Here is a 17,745-nt window from a genome sequence, read left to right as displayed (position 1 = left end):
ACAAGAAAGTTCTATCAAAAATATATTTCTCGATAGTTCTGCTGAGCGCAGCCTAAGTCCAAAAATTCTTTCAGAATTTCACTCGAAATGACGCATTTGGTCTTAAGCATTATTTACTTTGAAAATGGTTGTTGGAAAAAAACACCCCTGTGATCCCCTCAAGGGGACAATTCCCTTAAAACTTAATGTTTAGTTCCTGCTGTTTTACGCCTTCGTCGGTGTTGTATTCGTAAACCCAATTGTCGCCCGATTTGTAGATTACAGCATCTTCACCTTCAACCAAAAATAAATTTTCGCGTCCTGTTTTTTTGATTTTATAAACCACTTTCGGAGTCCGGTCTACCAACTGAAAGCCGTTTTCAATTTCTTGGGCATATAAAACTATTGGACCGTTTGAGGTTGCTTCAGGCTTCACCTTTGGAACTTTTGAAATGGGAGTTTCAGTTTTCGGAACTTCGGCGAGAGTTTCGGTCTGTTCAGTTGTAGCTTCTTTTTCTTTTTTTAAATTTTCAATTTCTTGTTTGAGTTGCGCAATTTCTGAAGCTGTTTCATTTTTTGCGGTGGTATTTACGGATACAGTAGCTACATTATTTTCGTTGGGCTCGTATTTATAATCCAGGGCTTCAACCGATTCAAAAGCATCCCTTAACGCCAAGTTGTAAGCGCTTTTGTAGTCTTTCTCCCTGCTTTCGCCTACTTTTGAGGTGAACACCGTTTTTCCGTTGCAGTCTTTAAGTTCTATGGTCAGTTTTGTTTTGAACAATCCTGTATCTTTTGAAACATCAGAGTTTAACGCCAAACAACGGTTTCTGGCTAAATCTTCAGGGTAATCAGAGCCTTCCATTAAAGCCTCAAAACCATATTTTTCGAATAAAAATTCGGTTAAGGCATTGAGTTGGTATTGGTTGTTTTCCTTTAAAAAATCGTACCTGTTTGGCACAATCACGTATTTGTATTCGTTGAGTGAAGCTTGTGAAAATACTGTGGTTGCCACGAAGCAAGCCATTAAAAATGTAAAAAACTTGGTGTTCATTTTATGTTTAAATGATTTAAAAGTACAACTTACAAATATTTCTTTAATTGTATGAGGTTATTGATTTTTTTAACGCCGTTTTGTGTTGGGCAATGGTTGCCCAAGTCAAAATGCACCACGTCCATGCCAATGTTTATGGCGCCTAAAATATCGGCCTCATAATTGTCGCCAACCATAATGCTGTTTTGTGCGGTGGTTTGCGCCAATTGCAGTGCGTAGTTGAAAATTTTTGGGTTTGGCTTTTTTACGCCCGCAATTTCGGAGTTGGTGATGGTTTTAAAATAAGTGTGGATTTTAGATTTGTTCAGTTTGGTGTTCTGTACTTCGTCAAACCCATTGGTGATGATGTGCAAATGGTATTTTGCACTTAGGTAATCCAAGATTTCAAAAGTGTTTTCAAACAGATAATTGAAATTGGTGAGATGCGTGATATAGTCTTTCGATAATTTACGGATGAGTGCCTCTTCCGCAGAAAATCCAACGGCCAAAAACGTGTCGTTTAAACGGGAAAAGCGTAGGGCTTCTTTTTCAATTTGTTCCTCGCGGTAAAGTTTCCAATATTTTAGGTTGATGGGTTCGTAATGCAATAAAAAGGCATCGACATCCAAATTGAGTTTATTGATTTCAAAAATCTTTTTAAAGGTTAAGGCCGAATTTTTATCGAAATCCCACAGCGTATGGTCCAAATCGAAAAATATGTCTGTTATGCGGTTAGTTTTCATTTGCTGAATCCAGTATGATGTTAAACAATTCCTTGAATCCACTCCAACGGTTGTGGTCGCTAAACGTATAATTATGGAAAACGGGAACAAACATGCCGTTAACTTGTTTAACTTCATTGATGATACTGTTTAAAACTTGCCTTTTGTCAAGCAACGATCGGTGTTTTAAAAGGGCATAGTCCATTACATGGTACGGCACTATTTTTAGTGGCGTTTGCACTTCGTAGTCCAAATCGAAAAACAAAAACGGCGTGCACGATCCAGCCCTAAAGCCAATTTGGTCCACATAACCCATGGTGTAATCTTCCTTTATTTCAAGTGAAATGAGATTTCGGTACGATTCGGGCAAATTAAGTTTTGAAAACGACTGCCGGGAAGCACCCAAACTCGTATTGATAATCTCTTCCATTCTCAATTTTTCCTTCTTTAATATGGACAGATTTTCTATGGCAAAAAAGGAAGCCTTGAGCCCCACCAAACCATAATCGCCTACGTGTTTTATCAGCGAAACGTACTTTTTCTTGTTGGGGTTGATGCCTTTATCGTAAGTGGTATAATCGCCAATTAAAAAGAAAAATAAAAATTTAAACGGACTGTTTTTTTGCCGGTTGATGATGTATTTGAAGGTGTCGTAAGGGTCGTGCATAAAACCTAAAATCACCAAAAACCGAGTATAAATGCTTTTTAATCTCAGGTTTAAAAGGTCCTTAATAATACCGCCCCAGGTACGCATAATGCCTTTCAGTTTGTATTTGTAGGCACTGGGCACATCGATGATGGGTTTTATGCTGTAAACCTTTGTTGGAAATTCAAAATCCGGAAACTGCTTTTGTAGTGCCGCTTTGAATTTATACACCCAGATATCCACAACGGGCTGATGTAAAAAGCCTTCTTTGAAAGCCAAACTTTCGGTTGCCGTAAAACGTCCGTATTCATCCTTCATGTGCGGAAGATACTCCTCGTAACGGGATAGCAGGTAAAATGAAGCTGAAAAAATATCGAACGGGATGGTGCTCTTTTCACCCACATAAAAGAAGCATTTGGTGTTTTCCCAGTCATGGATATGGATTTCTATATCATTAATGCCCTGCTCAAACAAAATATCGTGACTCTTTACAAAAAATTCATTACCCAGCTGTTTGGTGGTGTACGACATTTTTAGGCTGTCATGGGCAATAAAAGCCTCAATTTGGGTGGTGAAGTTTACCTCTATACCCAAAATACGTTTGCAAATGTGCCTGAACACATATTTTAAACGGGGCGATATTTTATGAGTGTAAACTAGTAACATAATCCCTCTCTGTCCTTCGGACATCTCTCCAAAAGGGAGAGAATTTTGTTGATAAAATTACAAAATCCCATCATCGGCAAAACTAAAATAGGCTTTTTCGGTAACAACTAAATGGTCCAAAACCTTTATGTCTAAACTTTGTGCGGCCAGTTTCAATTTTTGGGTGATTTCTTTGTCGGCCTCGCTCGGTTTTAAAGTTCCCGATGGGTGGTTATGCACCAAGATCAAGCCTGTGGCACCAACTTCCAAAGCATTTTTCATCACCAATCGCACATCTACTAAAGTACCCGTCATGCCTCCTTTGCTCAATTGGTTTTTTTGAATCACTTTATTGGAGTTGTTCAAATAAACAATCCAAAATTCTTCGTGCTCCAGCTCGCCAATAATGGGCTGCATGAGTTCAAAAACATCGGTGCTGGAGGTTATTTTTTTCTTTTGAAGAGCCTCTTCGCCGCGCCGTCGTCGTCCCAATTCCAACGCTGCCGCAATAGTAATGGCTTTGGCCTCGCCAATACCTTTAAAATCCATAAGTTGCTTGATGGAAAGTTTTCCCAACTGGCTTAAATTATTGTCAACGGTTGATAAAATCCGTTTGCACAAGGCTACGGCGCTTTCGTCTCTATTTCCCGAACCAATTAAAATAGCCACTAACTCGGCATCGCTCAAGGCGGCTCGGCCTTTGTAGAGTAGTTTTTCGCGGGGCTGGTCGTCCTGACTCCAGTTTTTTATTGAAAAGGATGGCTTTTTTTCTGTCACGCTTTAAATATAAATATTGTAAATTACAGAAGCAATAAAAATTAAAATCTAACCTTTCGGAATTAGCCATATTCGATTAAAGTATTATGAAAGCTAGCCCAGAACATAACGCCCGAATAGCAAAAATGACCTTTGCATCGGTTTACCCACATTACGTTACAAAAGTTGAAAAAAAGGGTAGAACAAAAGAAGAATTGCACCAAGTCATGGAATGGCTTACTGGGTTTAACCATGAAAAAATAAAGGAATTGATTGATGAAAAAGTGACTTTTGAAACTTTTTTTGAGAAAGCCAAACTAAACCCGAATGCACATTTTATAAAAGGGGTTATTTGTGGTTACCGTATTGAAGAAATTGAAAACCAACTGACCCGAAACGTACGGTATTTGGATAAGTTGGTGGACGAATTGGCCAAAGGCAAGAAAATGGAAAAGATTTTACGGACTGGGTAATAAATCCCAAAATGTTAGAATAAAACCTCGGTTTCAACTTCCCTTTGTGCAGGCTGCTTCATCCGCAATAGTAAGGTTAATTAGTGGTGAGATGCTGAAACAAGTTCAGCATGACAAGATTAATGGATTAACTTTTTAACTTCACCAAAATCCAAACCGCCATAATTGCCCGAACTCATTAACAAAAGTGATTTGTTTTCGAAATTCTGTTCAAAAAGGAAATTCTTGAAATCGTCTGGGTTGGTATAAATGATTAAATCGTCCCGCTGAAAAGCGTCGGCAATTTGTTCCTGCGTTACTTTTTCAAGTTTTTTAATCTCAACGGCATGCGGACTGTAAAATACCACAGCTACATCGGCAGCATCTAGTGCGCCTTTATATTCTTTTAAAAATTCGGCATTTAAGCTGCTGTAAGTGTGGAGTTCTAAACAAGCAACTAAGGTTCGGTTGCTGTATTGCTCCTTTACAGCTTTTGTGGTCGCTTCCACTTTGCTGGGCGAATGGGCAAAATCTTTGTAGGCGACACTGTTTTTGCTTTCGGCAATTTTTTCCAAACGTTTGCTCGCCCCTTTAAATGTGGCAATGGCTTCGTAAAAATCGTCTTCGTCAATGCCCATGTGCTGACAAATCCATTTGGCTCCAGCCAAATTATTCAGGTTGTGAGCTCCAAAAACCTCAATTGGTAATGGGCCTTCAGGAGTTTCCAAAAGAGTTTCGCCGTTTTCAACGGTGTGTTCGGGCGTGTGGTAAGGTATTTTTCTAATCGTGTTTTCACTGGCTTCAACCACACGTTTTACTTCAGGGTCTTCTTCGTTGTAATTGATGCTTCCGCCGCTAACAATCGAATCGACAAACATGCTGAACTGTTGCACGTAATTCTCATACGTGGGGAATACGTTAATATGGTCCCAAGCGATACCGCTCAACAAAGCAATATTGGGTTTATACAAATGGAATTTTGGTCGTCTGTCAATGGGCGAACTTAAATACTCGTCGCCTTCCAAAACGATAAAGTCATTTTCTTCGGTAAGTTTTACCATCACATCAAAACCTTCCAATTGGGCGCCCACCATATAATCCACATCGCGGTTGTGATAGTGCATTACGTGTAAAATCATGGAAGTGATGGTGGTTTTTCCGTGGCTGCCGCCAATCACCACACGGGTTTTTCCTTTTGATTGTTCGTACAAAAATTCAGGATACGAGTAAATTTTAAGTCCTAAGTCCTGGGCTTTTAATAATTCAGGATTGTCGGCCTTGGCATGCATACCCAAAACAATAGCGTCTAAATTTCGGGTGATTTTTTCAGGAAACCAACCAAAAGTTTCAGGTAAAAGTCCTTGGGCTTCCAAGCGTGATTTTGAAGGTTCAAAAATGGTATCGTCGCTGCCGGTTACGTGGTATCCTTTGTTGTGTAAAGCGAGCGCCAAGTTGTGCATGGCCGCCCCACCAATGGCTATAAAATGTACGTTCATAGAATGTTTTGTATGCCGTAAATATAAGGATTGATTGGTTTTCGGACTTCAATAACGTCTTTAAAATTTTACTGAAGTTTATCCTCTAAAGCTTCAATTTGTTTCAGTAAACTTTCCTTTTGATGTTTTTGGTAGGCTTCGTTTAGATTTGTAATTGCCTTTTGGGGTTGGTCTTGGGCGAGATAAAACTGAGTGAGCTTATCGTAACACACCAACGAACCACCTGTTTTTACGGCCATTTTATAATGTTTTTCGGCGAGTTCGGGTTCGTCGTCATATTCATATATATAGCCCTTTGACAAATAGCCATCTACTTTCGATAGGGCTTCCAATTCGTTGGCAAATTTCAGGGCCTTACTTTTGCTACCGCCTAAAATTCCGGGCAGTTGCATGTAGAGTTCTACCAAAGCCCAGCGAGCGCCCATGTGGTTTGGGTCTAATTCTGCCGCGGTTAAAAAGGCTTCTTTTACATCACCAATAAACCCGATGGATTTCATTTTGTTTTCTAGGGCTTTCATGCCCAAGGCGCCGCCGTACTTATAGTGGTAGTTAGCGTTTTTGGGGTCGGCTTCAACCAATTTGTTGTATTCTTCTATGGCAGCATCCCATTTTTTTTGATGGCTGTAGGCATCACCCAACAACTCTATGGCTTGTAAATTTTTTGGGTTGTCTTTTAAAACTTCGGAAACTTGTTTTTCTGCCAATTTAAATTGTTTGTTTTCAAAGAGTAACGGAACGCGCTCCAAACTGGTTTGCCCCAAAACATAAAAGGGGAATAATATGAGTAGTGGTAAAAACTTATAAATCATTGTTTTCAATTGAAAAATCAAAGTTAGTTTCTAATCTTTGGGTTTTGGTTGGCGTGCCATAAAAATAATAATTATTGTGACAATAATTTAATCCATCTCATTTTTACCTCACTCAAAAAATAGCTAAATTCCCTCAACAAAAAGTACGGTTGGCTCAAAGGCTGTAGGTTTGGTACAGCTTTTGAAACTAATTTTAATGCAAATATGGATTGATTTCCGTTGAATGAAAACGTGAAAACCATTAAATCTGTAATACATGAAACGTTTATTACCTTTATTTATGATATTGTTTTTTGCTCAATTTTTAACCGCACAAACCAACGATTATAACGACTTGTGGACCAAAGTGGAGCAATTGGAAGGCGAAGGTTTGCCAAAATCGGCTTTAAAAGTGGTTGAGAAAATTTCAGAAAAGGCTACCAAAGAATACAACTCACCGCAGCTAATCAAGACCATGCTTTTTAAAAGCAAATTCGCCTTGGTTTTGGAAGAGGATGCGCAATTGAACATCGTTAATGACTTCAGAAAACAGATTGAAATCAGCGAATTCCCTACAAAAAATGTTTTAGAAAGCATATTGGCCAATATGTTTTGGCAATATTTCAACCAAAACAGGTATCAGTTTTACAGCCGAACCAAGACTTCTGAAAAAGTAGACCCTTCGACAAGTTCAGGACAGGCTTCTGATTTTAGAACTTGGGATTTACAGACGCTTTTTGATGAAATCCACCTTCATTTTCAAAATTCATTACAGAACGGGTTAATGCTGCAGCAGGAACCACTGAGCAAGTTCAGTGTTTTACTGGAAGAAGTGAAAGGTTCGAAAACATTTAGGCCAACGTTGTTCGATTTTTTAAACCACCAAGCCCTCGATTTTTATAAAACCAACGAAAGCCACATCACCAAACCGGCCTATAAATTTGAAATTGATAATCCGGATTTTTTGGGCGATGCCCGAGCGTTTTCAGAGTTGAAAATAACTTCGAAAGACTCCAAGTCTTTGCAGCTTAATGCGCTGAAAATTTTTCAGGATGTCATCCATTTTCATTTAAAAGATAAAACGCCTTTTGCATTGGCCGATGCCGATATTCAAAGATTGAAGTTTGTAAACGAACACGCTACTTTTGTAGATAAAGAAGCCTTGTTGCTAAGTGCCTTAAAAACGGAAAGCGAGCGCTTAAAACGCCATGAAGCTTCCGGCCTGTATGATTTTGAGATTGCCTCCATTTATTTTCAGCAAAGCCAAAAATACCAACCAAAGGCAGATGAAACCTTTCGCTGGAAGGCGAGGGAAGCCCTGGAATTATGCAACAGTGTCATTTCAAAATTCCCAAAAAGTGTTGCGGCCGAAAAGTGCAAAACTCTAAAATCACAAATTGAATATACCACGCTTCAAATTACAGCCGAAGATTTTCTGCCCATTCAATCGCCATCAAAAGTGCTGGTGCGCTATAAAAACTTGGATAATCTGCAATTTAAAATCTTTTCAATTTCTGAAAATGAATTCAAAAAATTCAGCAAAACATACCGAAAGGACGAGCAGCTTAAATTTATAAAAAAGCTAAATGTTGTTGGGTCTTGGGCAAGCCAACTGAAAAATGAGGGTGATTACCAAATGCATTCCACCGAGGTTTTAATCCCGAAATTAGATAACGGCAGGTACATTGTTTTAGCCACTGTTGAAAGCGAGGAGGATGTGTTCGGTTTTACGAATATTCAAGTTACCAATTTGGCTTTGGTTGAAACTGAAGCACCACAGCATAAAATATTTCAGGTGATAGACCGGAATATGGGGGCACCCCTAGCGAACGCTAAAGTTGAGTTGACTTTTAATGAAAACAGCAATAACCGAAACACTAAAGAAAATTACTCTCCTGATGCCAACGGGCAAATTAAAATAAGAAAATCGAGAGACCGCTATCGCAATGTTGTGGCCAAGGTAAGCCATGGTAACGATACGGTCTATTTTGGCAATTATTATTTGGGTTCGGTTTATAATCGAGAGAAGGATGAAGAGAACTACAAGGCTTTTGTGTTTACTGATAGAAGTATTTATAGACCCGGGCAAACCCTATATTTTAAAGCTATTGCGATGGAGGTGGTAAACGGAAAATCTCAGGTGGTGCCGAACGAATTGGTATATGCTACATTGTACAATGTAAACGGTGAGGAAATTAAGGAACTGGAATTTAAAACCAATGCTTTTGGGTCAGTTTCGGGCGAGTTTATATTGCCCAATAACGGGTTAAATGGAGAATATCATATTGAGTTCGATGGGGTTAAAGAAGACTTTTATGCCGAATATTATTTTTCAGTAGAAGAATACAAGCGGCCCAAGTTCCAAACCCAGTTTCAACCCGTTACAGAAACTTATAAAATAAACGATTCCATAACCGTAAAAGGCACGGCTTTGGCCTATGCGGGCAGCAATATTACCGATGCCAAGGTGGTGTATCGCGTTCACCGAAAGGTGCAATATCCGCGATGGTATTTTTGGTATCGACCATGGTTTAACAGCGAGCCACAGGAAATTACCCATGGCGAAAGTATGACCAATGAAAAAGGAGAGTTCGAAATAAGCTTTAAAGCCCTTCCGGATACCAGTGTCGATAAAAGCAGTTTGCCTGTTTTTAATTATGAAATTACGGCCGATGTTACCGATGTAAACGGCGAAACCCGAAGTGCGACAACCATAGTTAATGTAGGTTATCATGCGCTGTTGGCTAAAATGGAGGTGCCGAATGTTTTGGACAAAACGAATAAAGACCACAGCATAAAGATTGAAACCAAAAACCTAAACGGGGAGTTTGTTCCCGCAACGGGCACTATAAAAATGTATAAGTTGAAAGCTCCAAATGCGGTGCTGCGTCCGCGACCATGGCCGGCTCCCGATTATAAAACGCTTTCAAAAGCCGAATTCAAAAAACTATTTCCGCACGAAGCTTATGCCGATGAGCACCAATCTGAACATTGGGAAAAAGGCGATTTGGTTTTCGAGAAAACGTTCAATACCGAAACCTCGAAAGAGGTCAACCTCGGAAAAATTAAAAAGTGGGCTTCGGGACAGTACATCATCGAACTGGAAAGCAAAGATAAGTTTGGACAATTGGTAAAAGACCAAGTAAAAACAGCTTTGTTTAGTGAAACCGATAGCACTATGGCCGATAACCAATTGTTCAGTATCACCACGAATAAAGACACTTACAATGTTGGTGACGTGACGGAAGTCACTTTGGCCTCGGCTGCCGAAAATATTTCGGTAACTCTTTCCATTGAAAAAGATGGGGAAACCGTAAAAACAGAGATTGTGACTTTAAATAACAACAAAAAGACAATCAAGATTCCTGTTGAAAAAGATGATTTGGGCGGATTTATAGTGCATTACAGTTTTGCGGCGTTCAATAGTTTTCAGTCTGGGAATGTACCTATTTCTGTGCCATACCCCAAAACCGATTTAGAAATTGAGACGCTTACGTTCAGAGACAAATTGCAACTTGGAAGCGATGAAACTTGGCAATTCAAAATAAAAGGTCCGCTAGGCGAAAAAGTAAGTGCCGAGTTATTGGCGAGCATGTACGATGCATCGTTGGACCAATTTAAACCGCATACTTGGAATTTCAATCCCATACAGCAGCCACAATATTATACCCGTAGCCATAGCCAAGCCAATCGAAGTTTCGGCACGCAAAATTTTAGGGTTTATAACAACAAAATGCGTATCAGCTATCCGCAGCAAAATTATGATCAACTGAATTGGTTTGGGTTTGTTTTTGGGAATAAAAACTTAATGATTCGAGGTGTTTCAAGTATTACGAATACATTAAGCGGAAGAGTTGCTGGAGTGCAAATTGTTGAAGATGCAGTAGAAGAAGAAACGGTTGCATTTTCTGCTTTGGATGAAGTAGTGACTGATGGTTACGGAATACAAGAGAAAAAGGATTTTGCAGGGGCTACGCTACCTCCTCCAGCATCTACCGAGGAAGGAGTGGAGAAGCCAAACTTCGACAATATTCTAATCCGTAAAAATTTACAGGAAACGGCCTTTTTCTTTCCGCAGTTGCAAACCGATGAATCGGGCAACGTCAGCTTCAGTTTTAAAACTCCAGAAGCTTTAACCCAATGGAAATTACAATTGCTGGCGCACACTAAAACTTTGGAAAGTGCCGTAACCCAATTGGAAACCGTAACCCAAAAAGAGTTGATGGTAATCCTCAACACACCCCGTTTTTTACGTAACGGTGACCAAATCACCATCAGTACAAAAATTGCAAATCTGACCGATAAATCGTTATCGGGACAAACCAAACTCATGTTAACCGATGCCATTTCTGGTGAGGAAATTAACGAAAGGCTTGTCACGTCGAACGGAGTCGAGACGTTTTCAGTTTCACCTAACGGCAACACCCAAGTCTCTTGGAATTTAAACATTCCGGAAAACGTCGATGCCGTTCAATACAAAATAGTCGCCAAAGCTGGTGATTTTAGTGATGGCGAGCAAAACGTCTTGCCTGTTTTAAGTAACCGCATGTTGGTGACCGAAACCCTACCCATGTGGGTAAAGAGTAACGAGGCCCGAACCTTTGTTTTGGATAAGTTGAAGCATGTGACTTCAAGCACACTTAACTACCATAAACTGACTTTGGAAATAACGTCTAATCCAGCGTGGTATGCCGTGCAAGCATTGCCTTATTTAATGGAGTATCCGTATGAATGCAATGAGCAAACTTTCAGCAGATATTACGCCAACGCTTTGGCGAGCCATATCGCCAATTCAAACCCGAGGATTCAGAAAGTTTTCAACCAATGGAAATCTCAAGACGCACTAATTTCTAACCTTGAAAAAAATGAGGAATTGAAGTCCATTCTCATTCAAGAAACCCCTTGGTTGCGCGATGCCCAAAGTGAAACCGAACAGAAAAAACGCATTGCCCTGTTGTTCGATTTAAACAAAATGAACAACGAATTGCAATCGGCGATCCGAAAATTGAAAAACAACCAAATGTCGTCGGGCGCTTGGTCGTGGTTCAAAGGTGGTTACGAAAATAGATACATTACACAACATATTATTGCAGGTTTTGGGCATCTTAAACAGATCAATGTCACTTCGACTACGCTCATCGACCAAAGTAAAATGATTGAAAAAGCCATCAATTACCTAGATTCAGAATTCATTCAAGAATATAAAGACATCAGAAAATACGATGTCAAAGTCGATTTAAACGAAGACCATTTAAGCTACACCCAACTACATTATCTGTACATGCGAAGTTTCTTTCCGGAGGTGAAAAAATCGAAGGAAGTGGAGGAAATTACCGAGTATTATCAAACACAAATTCAAAAATATTGGTTAAAACGTTCGTTGTACGCCAAAGGTTTGATGGCTTTGGTTTCTCACAGAAATAAGGATGCAAAAACGACTTCGAAAATTTTAAAATCATTGTTAGAAACCAGTATTACTTCCGAAGAACAGGGCATGTACTGGAAAAGCAATACCAATTCGTGGTTTTGGTACCAAGCCCCGATTGAAACCCAGGCGTTGATGGTTGAAGTGTTTTCGGAAGCTGGAGCATCAATTCATGTCTCGCTGAGCGCAGTCGAAGCGCAGAAAAAGAACCTCGAAACCATCGACAACCTAAAAATCTGGTTGCTAAAAAACAAACAGACCAATAGTTGGAAAACCACCAAAGCCACCACCGAAGCCGTTTATGCCTTATTGCTTAAAGGCAGCGATTGGTTAAGTGTAACCGACATGGTTGATGTGGTTTTAGGCGGACAGAAAATTGAACCTAATAAAATAGAAAACGTAAAAGTGGAAGCTGGAACGGGCTATTTTAAAACCTCATGGAATACTGGGGAAATAAAACCCGAAATGGCCGAGGTTAAAATGTCTAAAAAAGGAGAAGGCATCGCATGGGGCGCACTGTATTGGCAATATTTCGAGGATTTGGATAAAATTACTTCGCCCGAAACGCCTTTGAAATTGAAGAAAAAACTCTTTTTGAAGAAGAATACCGATGCGGGCGAGGAAATTTCAGAAATCACAGAAAACACTCATTTAAAAGTGGGCGATTTGGTGCGTGTGCGTATTGAATTACGTAGCGACCGAAACATGGAATTCATCCACATGAAAGACATGCGTGCTGCCGGATTGGAGCCCGTAAACGTAATTAGCCGATACAAATGGCAGGATGGTTTGGGCTATTACGAAAGCACCAAAGACGCCAGTACTAATTTCTTTTTCGATTATTTGCCCAAAGGCGTTTATGTTTTTGAATACGATTTGCGGGTAAACAACGTCGGAAACATGAGCAACGGCATCACCACCATACAAAGCATGTATGCGCCCGAGTTTAGTAGCCATAGCGAAGGCGTTCGGATAGAAGTAAAATAGCAAGCAGTTTGTCGTTAAACGGCACAGTTCGTTTTCAAAATAGGCATTTTTAAGCAGATTCAAGGTTTTAATCATTAATTTTGTGGAAACCTTGAATCTGTTTTGACATTCATTTTAACCCATAACATTCTAAAAACCGTTTGGTGTTTCGGCTTACTATTTTTGTTGTGCCTATCGTGTGGAGGGAAAAAACAGGCTGTTCATTCTTCAGCTGGCCTCGAAAAGAGCAACAGCATTATTTTTTTAAATTATAAAATGAATAAACTTGCCGATGGAAAAAGGGAGGTTAAATACCTAAACCATGTGGTTCGCCAAGGCCGTTTGAAAAAGCATTTTGATGAAGCAGGGCAGGAAGGCGATTTGGAAGCTACTCAATTGGATAAAAAGAATAGGGTTTTAAACCGAATGATTATCAAAAATCCTTTAAAAAAGACTTTGGAATTTGTTGATGAATCTAAAGGGTTTCAAACTAAAGCCTTAGATTTGAATGAAGTGTCATTTTCAGTCCGAATGCAACTCCATCCAAAAACAAGCGAGGTTTTAATAAAATCATTTTCTGAGGACAGAGATTTAATCCAAACCAAAATAAACCAAGAATGAAACAGCTGTTATTGGGATTGCTATGCTTACTAAATGGCGTTTATTCATTTGCACAGATATTTGATGTTGAAGCCATAAAAGTTTCAGGAGCTAACGAAAACCGAATCAATTTAGTGGTGCTGAGCGAAGGTTATCAAGTTACGGAATTTGAGGACTTTATTGCAGATGTTACTGCGTTTAGTGATGCGATGTTCAACCAAAGTCCGTTTAAGGAATATACCAATTATTTTAATGTTTATGCCATAAAAGTGCCTTCGAACGAAAGTGGTGCAGATCATCCAGCGACAGCAACCGATGTGGATGAATCAGGAAGTACGCCACAATTGGTCGATACCTATTTTAACGCTACTTTCGATGCTTTTGGTTACCATAGGTATTTGTATTATGGCATCGATTATGCCGAAGCGGCAACGGCCGAAGCAAAAATCCGTTCGGTGCTGGCAGATAATTTTCCGACTTACGATCAGGCTTTAATCTTGGTTAATACGCCTTATTATGGTGGAACGGGAGGCGAGTTTCCCATCGCAGCGGCTAGCGCTGATGCCAACGAATTGGCGTTGCATGAGTTGGGGCATTCCATGTTCTATTTAAAGGATGAATACCTATTGCCTGATGAGTACTATTCCGAAGGCATTAATATGACACAAGAGTCAAATTCTAATTTGGTGAAATGGAAAAATTGGATGGGTATTAACGGTATAGGTACCTTTCAGCACGGTACTACTGGCGTGCCAGCTTCCTGGTACAAGCCCATAAATGCACAATGTAAAATGGAAGTATTATATAAGCCGTTTTGTTCGGTTTGCACGGAAGGTATTGTTGAAAGAATACACGATTTAATCTCTCCAATTGAATCATATTCCCCTGTTTTGAATACGGTTGAAGGTTCCGGTTTCCCGATGGATTTTCAACTGAATTTAATAAATACCATTCCGAATACTTTGGAAACGGAATGGACTTTAAATGAAACCAATTTTTCAAACAATCTTGACGGTGTTTCGGTTGAAGAAACGGATTTGGTTGAAGGAGAAAATACGTTGATTGCTGCGGTGCATGATGCATCGTCGTTCCTAAAAATTGATAACCACGAAAGCTTGCACATTAATACGGTAACTTGGACGATAAATTATTCCACTTTGGGCGTTGAAGGCATTACAAGTACAGAAAACAGTTTAAGTATTTCGATGTACCCCAACCCAACTAGCGACATAATTCATTTTAAGTTTGAAAACAATAACGGTCGCAGTTTAAAAATCGATATTATTGGTGTGGATGGGAAAGTCATAAAATCACTGTCCGTTGAAAATTATGGACAACAGCAATTAAACCTCGGAGATTTAAAAACGGGCGTATATATTGCCCGCTTTTATTCCGATAAGATTCTTTTAGCGACCAAAAAAATAGTGAAAAATTAATTATTTCTTTGGAGGCATAGTGGGACGAACTTCAATCTTGCTTGGTAAGGTTCTGGGGTTCATTTTTAATAAATCAACTGCCAATTCGCCAATATCTTCAATTTGTATTTTCCAATCGTCGTTTTCGCCGGGCGTTCGATTATTAAAATAGGTAGATACCGAACCGGGCATAATGGTACTTACTTTTACACCGTGGTGCCTTAAATCGAGCATCACAGCTTGCGTGAATCCTGTTAAGCCAAATTTACTGGCATTGTAAGCCGAGCCATTGGCAAAAAAGTTGGTGCCCGCTAAACTTGAAATGGTAATGAAATAGCCCTTGGATTGTTTTAGGGCTTCCACACTCGATTTGATAGTGTAGAAAACGCCTGTAAGGTTGGTGTCAATGGTTTCGTGCCACTGTTCCACGCTTAAATCTTCAATACTGGCGTAGTGTCCCAATCCAGCATTGGCAACTACCACATCCAATTGGTTGAAATGGGTCAAGACCTTTCTAACAGCGTTTTGCTGACTTTCAAAGTTTCTAACATCGGCTTTTATGCCAATGGCTTCAGCTTTGGTTGTGTTGCTTTTGTTTAACAAACCGGCTGCTTCGTTTGCTGCTGATTCACTTCTACTGGTAAAGGCAACGTTTACGCCTTCTGCCAAAAATGCTTGAGCAATGCCAAAACCTATGCCTTTCGATCCGCCTGTTATTAGGGCGACTTTATTTTTTATATCGTTCATAATTATGTCGTTTTTGTAAAACTACAAAATCATAAAAAGACGAAAGCATTAAAAATGTTATGATAATTATAAAATGTGAATGCTACTTGGATGGTGGATATTCCGAAAGTATTTTTTCGGCTACAGCATTGAATTTTTCTTCTCTTTTTTCAGGTTGAAAATTGGGATTAAAATCGAACTCGCTAACGGCTTGCCAAAAGAGTTGTTTTTTACTTTCGTCAACGAAATCGATGGTAAGTTGTTTGTTTACGTTACTTTGCCCAACGGGAATACCAATGGAAATACCGCCACCAACATTTCGGCCGCCACCGCCCAAGCCAACGCCAACAGAGCTGCGTTGAGGTTCGTGGTATTCGGCACTTTTAATGTCGATAAAAAAATCAGGGATTTCAGAAATGGAGAAACCTTTTGCCGACATTTGGGCATCGATGGCATCCAAGAGGCGTTTGGTATCCAATTCGCTCAAGCCCGTTTCCATGTTTCCGTAATATTGGTAGGTTTTGTAGTTACTGAAGGAAGCCTGTTTGTCGTAATCATAATTCACCCGAATAGGTGCACAGGCTACAAAAAGTAGAGCTAAAAGTGTGGTGTATAGAAATTTCATAGTGGGTGCTTTTATGGTAAATTTAATCAAAAATTATTCCAATGCTGTTTTTAAGTTTGGGTTTGCGCTAGGGATTGAAATGGAAAGCCCACAGCGAGGTACGAGCGAGGACTTGGAATGAAAAGCCCGACCCATTTGCTTTGATCGGAGCCCAAGGGTGGGGTAGCGCCCAAAATGAAATTAATAGTTGTACTTATCTTTCCAGCGTTGTTTTAAAAATTCGCGGTGCGCATTTTCGCGGGCGTTGTTTCCGGGGTCGTAAAGTTTGGTGTTTTTTATTTCGTCGGGCAGAAATTCCTGATTGGCAAAGTTGTTCTCGTAGTTGTGGGCATATTTGTAATTATCGCCATAACCGAGTTCTTTCATGAGTTTGGTTGGGGCGTTACGAATTTCCAATGGAACGCTTAAATCGCCCGTTTGCCTCACCAATTGTTGGGCATTGCCTATAGCCTGGTAGGCGGCGTTACTTTTGGGCGAGCAGGCCAAATAGGTGGCACACTGGCTCAGGATAATGCGCGATTCGGGGTAACCAATGGTGGTTACGGCCTGGAAGGTGTTGTTGGCAATGACCAGGGCCGTGGGGTTGGCGTTGCCGATATCTTCGCTGGCCGAAATAAGCAACCGGCGGGCAATAAATTTTACATCTTCGCCGCCCTCAATCATGCGGGCCAGCCAATATACGGCACCGTTGGGGTCGCTGCCACGAATGGATTTTATGAATGCCGAAATGATGTCGTAGTGCTGTTCGCCAGTTTTGTCGTAGCGTACCGTGTTGTTTTGTACGCGTTGCAGTACGGCTTCGTCGGTGATTACAATGGGTTCGGAATCGTAGGAATTAATGATGAGTTCAAAAATATTGAGCAGTTTTCGGGCATCGCCGCCAGACAACCGCAATAGCGCATCGGTTTCCTGTAAGTCGATATTTTTTTTTGAAATGAATTCGTCTTTTTCAATGGCACGTTTCAACAAAGTTTCCAAATCGGTTTTGTCGAAGGCATTTAAAATATACACCTGACAGCGGGAAAGCAATGCCGAAATAACCTCAAAGCTGGGGTTTTCGGTGGTGGCGCCAATAAGGGTTATCCATCCTTTTTCAACGGCCTGTAACAGCGAATCTTGTTGCGATTTACTAAAACGATGGATTTCGTCAATAAATAAAATGGGGTTTTTGGTGGTGAAAAGTCCACCACTTTTTTTGGCTTTTTCAATCACATCACGAACGTCTTTCACCCCTGAGTTTATGGCACTCAAAGTATAAAAAGGTCGGCCCGATTCAGTGGCAATAATATTGGCCAAAGTGGTTTTTCCCGTTCCCGGTGGCCCCCAGAAAACCATGGACGGAATCAAACCTTGTTTAATGTGCTGTGTTAACGAGCCGTTTGGCCCCACCAAATGGGTTTGACTTACGTAATCGTCTAAGGTTTTTGGCCGTAATCGTTCTGCTAAAGGTTCGTTTGCATTCATAAATGTA

The 17,745-nt window shown here is 40.1% G+C and carries 13 protein-coding genes; 4 read left to right on the top strand and 9 right to left on the bottom strand.

The genetic code is table 11. From position 1 onward, the window contains the following. Positions 1-175: 175 nt before the first annotated feature. The 4 genes from ABI125_15605 to radC are packed head-to-tail and all read right to left on the bottom strand — an operon-like array spanning position 176 to position 3,802. Positions 176-1,033, bottom strand: a complete 858-nt coding sequence (locus tag ABI125_15605) for a hypothetical protein (protein ID XCF06133.1) — start codon at positions 1,031-1,033, stop codon at positions 176-178. A gap of 29 nt (positions 1,034-1,062) precedes the next feature. Further along, positions 1,063-1,755, bottom strand: coding sequence for a YjjG family noncanonical pyrimidine nucleotidase (locus ABI125_15600; GenBank protein ID XCF06132.1), 693 nt, complete (start codon positions 1,753-1,755; stop codon positions 1,063-1,065). Next, a complete protein-coding gene (locus tag ABI125_15595) occupies positions 1,745-3,046 on the bottom strand; it encodes a polysaccharide deacetylase family protein (GenBank protein ID XCF06131.1) in 1,302 nt (433 codons plus the stop codon). The genes ABI125_15600 and ABI125_15595 overlap by 11 nt, the downstream gene beginning before the upstream one ends. Positions 3,047-3,103: 57 nt before the next feature. After that, positions 3,104-3,802 (bottom strand): DNA repair protein RadC, encoded by a 699-nt coding sequence (gene radC, locus ABI125_15590; protein ID XCF06130.1) that lies wholly within the window; start codon positions 3,800-3,802, stop codon positions 3,104-3,106. Positions 3,803-3,888: 86 nt separating this feature from the next. Between radC and ABI125_15585 the strand changes: the two genes are divergently transcribed. Next, positions 3,889-4,254 carry a DUF2200 domain-containing protein gene (locus ABI125_15585; GenBank protein ID XCF06129.1) on the top strand — a complete coding sequence of 122 codons (366 nt, stop codon included), beginning with the start codon at positions 3,889-3,891 and terminating at the stop codon, positions 4,252-4,254. A gap of 119 nt (positions 4,255-4,373) precedes the next feature. Here ABI125_15585 and ABI125_15580 read toward each other — a convergent pair whose 3' ends face one another. Both ABI125_15580 and ABI125_15575 read right to left on the bottom strand, forming a co-directional pair. Then, a complete protein-coding gene (locus ABI125_15580; protein XCF06128.1) occupies positions 4,374-5,729 on the bottom strand; it encodes a Mur ligase family protein in 1,356 nt (451 codons plus the stop codon). Between the two features lie 68 nt (positions 5,730-5,797). Next, a complete protein-coding gene (locus ABI125_15575) occupies positions 5,798-6,538 on the bottom strand; it encodes a tetratricopeptide repeat protein (protein ID XCF06127.1) in 741 nt (246 codons plus the stop codon). Between the two features lie 256 nt (positions 6,539-6,794). Between ABI125_15575 and ABI125_15570 the strand changes: the two genes are divergently transcribed. The 3 genes from ABI125_15570 to ABI125_15560 all read left to right on the top strand — a co-directional run bounded on the left by ABI125_15570 (position 6,795) and on the right by ABI125_15560 (position 14,944). Continuing rightward, on the top strand, positions 6,795-12,929 hold the full coding sequence (locus ABI125_15570) for an MG2 domain-containing protein (GenBank protein XCF06126.1): 6,135 nt from the start codon (positions 6,795-6,797) through the stop codon (positions 12,927-12,929). 255 nt (positions 12,930-13,184) lie between these two features. After that, on the top strand, positions 13,185-13,529 hold the full coding sequence (locus ABI125_15565) for a hypothetical protein (protein XCF06125.1): 345 nt from the start codon (positions 13,185-13,187) through the stop codon (positions 13,527-13,529). Beyond that, on the top strand, positions 13,526-14,944 hold the full coding sequence (locus ABI125_15560; GenBank protein XCF06124.1) for a M64 family metallopeptidase: 1,419 nt from the start codon (positions 13,526-13,528) through the stop codon (positions 14,942-14,944). Before ABI125_15565 ends, ABI125_15560 begins: the two co-directional genes overlap by 4 nt. Here ABI125_15560 and ABI125_15555 read toward each other — a convergent pair whose 3' ends face one another. The 3 genes from ABI125_15555 to ABI125_15545 form a co-directional block, all read right to left on the bottom strand. Next, on the bottom strand, positions 14,945-15,670 hold the full coding sequence (locus ABI125_15555) for an SDR family oxidoreductase (GenBank protein XCF06123.1): 726 nt from the start codon (positions 15,668-15,670) through the stop codon (positions 14,945-14,947). Between the two features lie 82 nt (positions 15,671-15,752). Further along, positions 15,753-16,274: a DUF4136 domain-containing protein gene (locus ABI125_15550; protein ID XCF06122.1), complete on the bottom strand. Its 522-nt coding sequence runs from the start codon at positions 16,272-16,274 to the stop codon at positions 15,753-15,755. A gap of 180 nt (positions 16,275-16,454) precedes the next feature. Continuing rightward, positions 16,455-17,738 (bottom strand): replication-associated recombination protein A, encoded by a 1,284-nt coding sequence (locus ABI125_15545; protein XCF06121.1) that lies wholly within the window; start codon positions 17,736-17,738, stop codon positions 16,455-16,457. Between the last annotated feature and the right edge of the window lie 7 nt (positions 17,739-17,745).

Origin of the sequence: Tamlana crocina, from assembly GCA_040429635.1 — a bacterium.
Taxonomy (GTDB): domain Bacteria; phylum Bacteroidota; class Bacteroidia; order Flavobacteriales; family Flavobacteriaceae; genus Flavisericum; species Flavisericum crocinum.
Note: the sequence above shows the minus strand (reverse complement) of the source record. Positions and strands in the feature narration are given on the sequence as shown.

What these genes read in the sequence shown, in the direction of transcription:
- ABI125_15565 (XCF06125.1), top strand. Translation starts at nt 13,185, where the DNA reads ATGAATAAACTTGCCGATGGAAAAAGGGAGGTTAAATACCTAAACCAT.
- ABI125_15585 (XCF06129.1), top strand. Translation starts at nt 3,889, where the DNA reads ATGAAAGCTAGCCCAGAACATAACGCCCGAATAGCAAAAATGACCTTT.
- ABI125_15560 (XCF06124.1), top strand. Translation starts at nt 13,526, where the DNA reads ATGAAACAGCTGTTATTGGGATTGCTATGCTTACTAAATGGCGTTTAT.
- ABI125_15545 (XCF06121.1), bottom strand. Translation starts at nt 17,738, where the DNA reads ATGAATGCAAACGAACCTTTAGCAGAACGATTACGGCCAAAAACCTTA.
- ABI125_15555 (XCF06123.1), bottom strand. Translation starts at nt 15,670, where the DNA reads ATGAACGATATAAAAAATAAAGTCGCCCTAATAACAGGCGGATCGAAA.
- ABI125_15575 (XCF06127.1), bottom strand. Translation starts at nt 6,538, where the DNA reads ATGATTTATAAGTTTTTACCACTACTCATATTATTCCCCTTTTATGTT.
- ABI125_15570 (XCF06126.1), top strand. Translation starts at nt 6,795, where the DNA reads ATGAAACGTTTATTACCTTTATTTATGATATTGTTTTTTGCTCAATTT.
- ABI125_15550 (XCF06122.1), bottom strand. Translation starts at nt 16,274, where the DNA reads ATGAAATTTCTATACACCACACTTTTAGCTCTACTTTTTGTAGCCTGT.
- ABI125_15605 (XCF06133.1), bottom strand. Translation starts at nt 1,033, where the DNA reads ATGAACACCAAGTTTTTTACATTTTTAATGGCTTGCTTCGTGGCAACC.
- ABI125_15595 (XCF06131.1), bottom strand. Translation starts at nt 3,046, where the DNA reads ATGTTACTAGTTTACACTCATAAAATATCGCCCCGTTTAAAATATGTG.
- ABI125_15580 (XCF06128.1), bottom strand. Translation starts at nt 5,729, where the DNA reads ATGAACGTACATTTTATAGCCATTGGTGGGGCGGCCATGCACAACTTG.
- ABI125_15600 (XCF06132.1), bottom strand. Translation starts at nt 1,755, where the DNA reads ATGAAAACTAACCGCATAACAGACATATTTTTCGATTTGGACCATACG.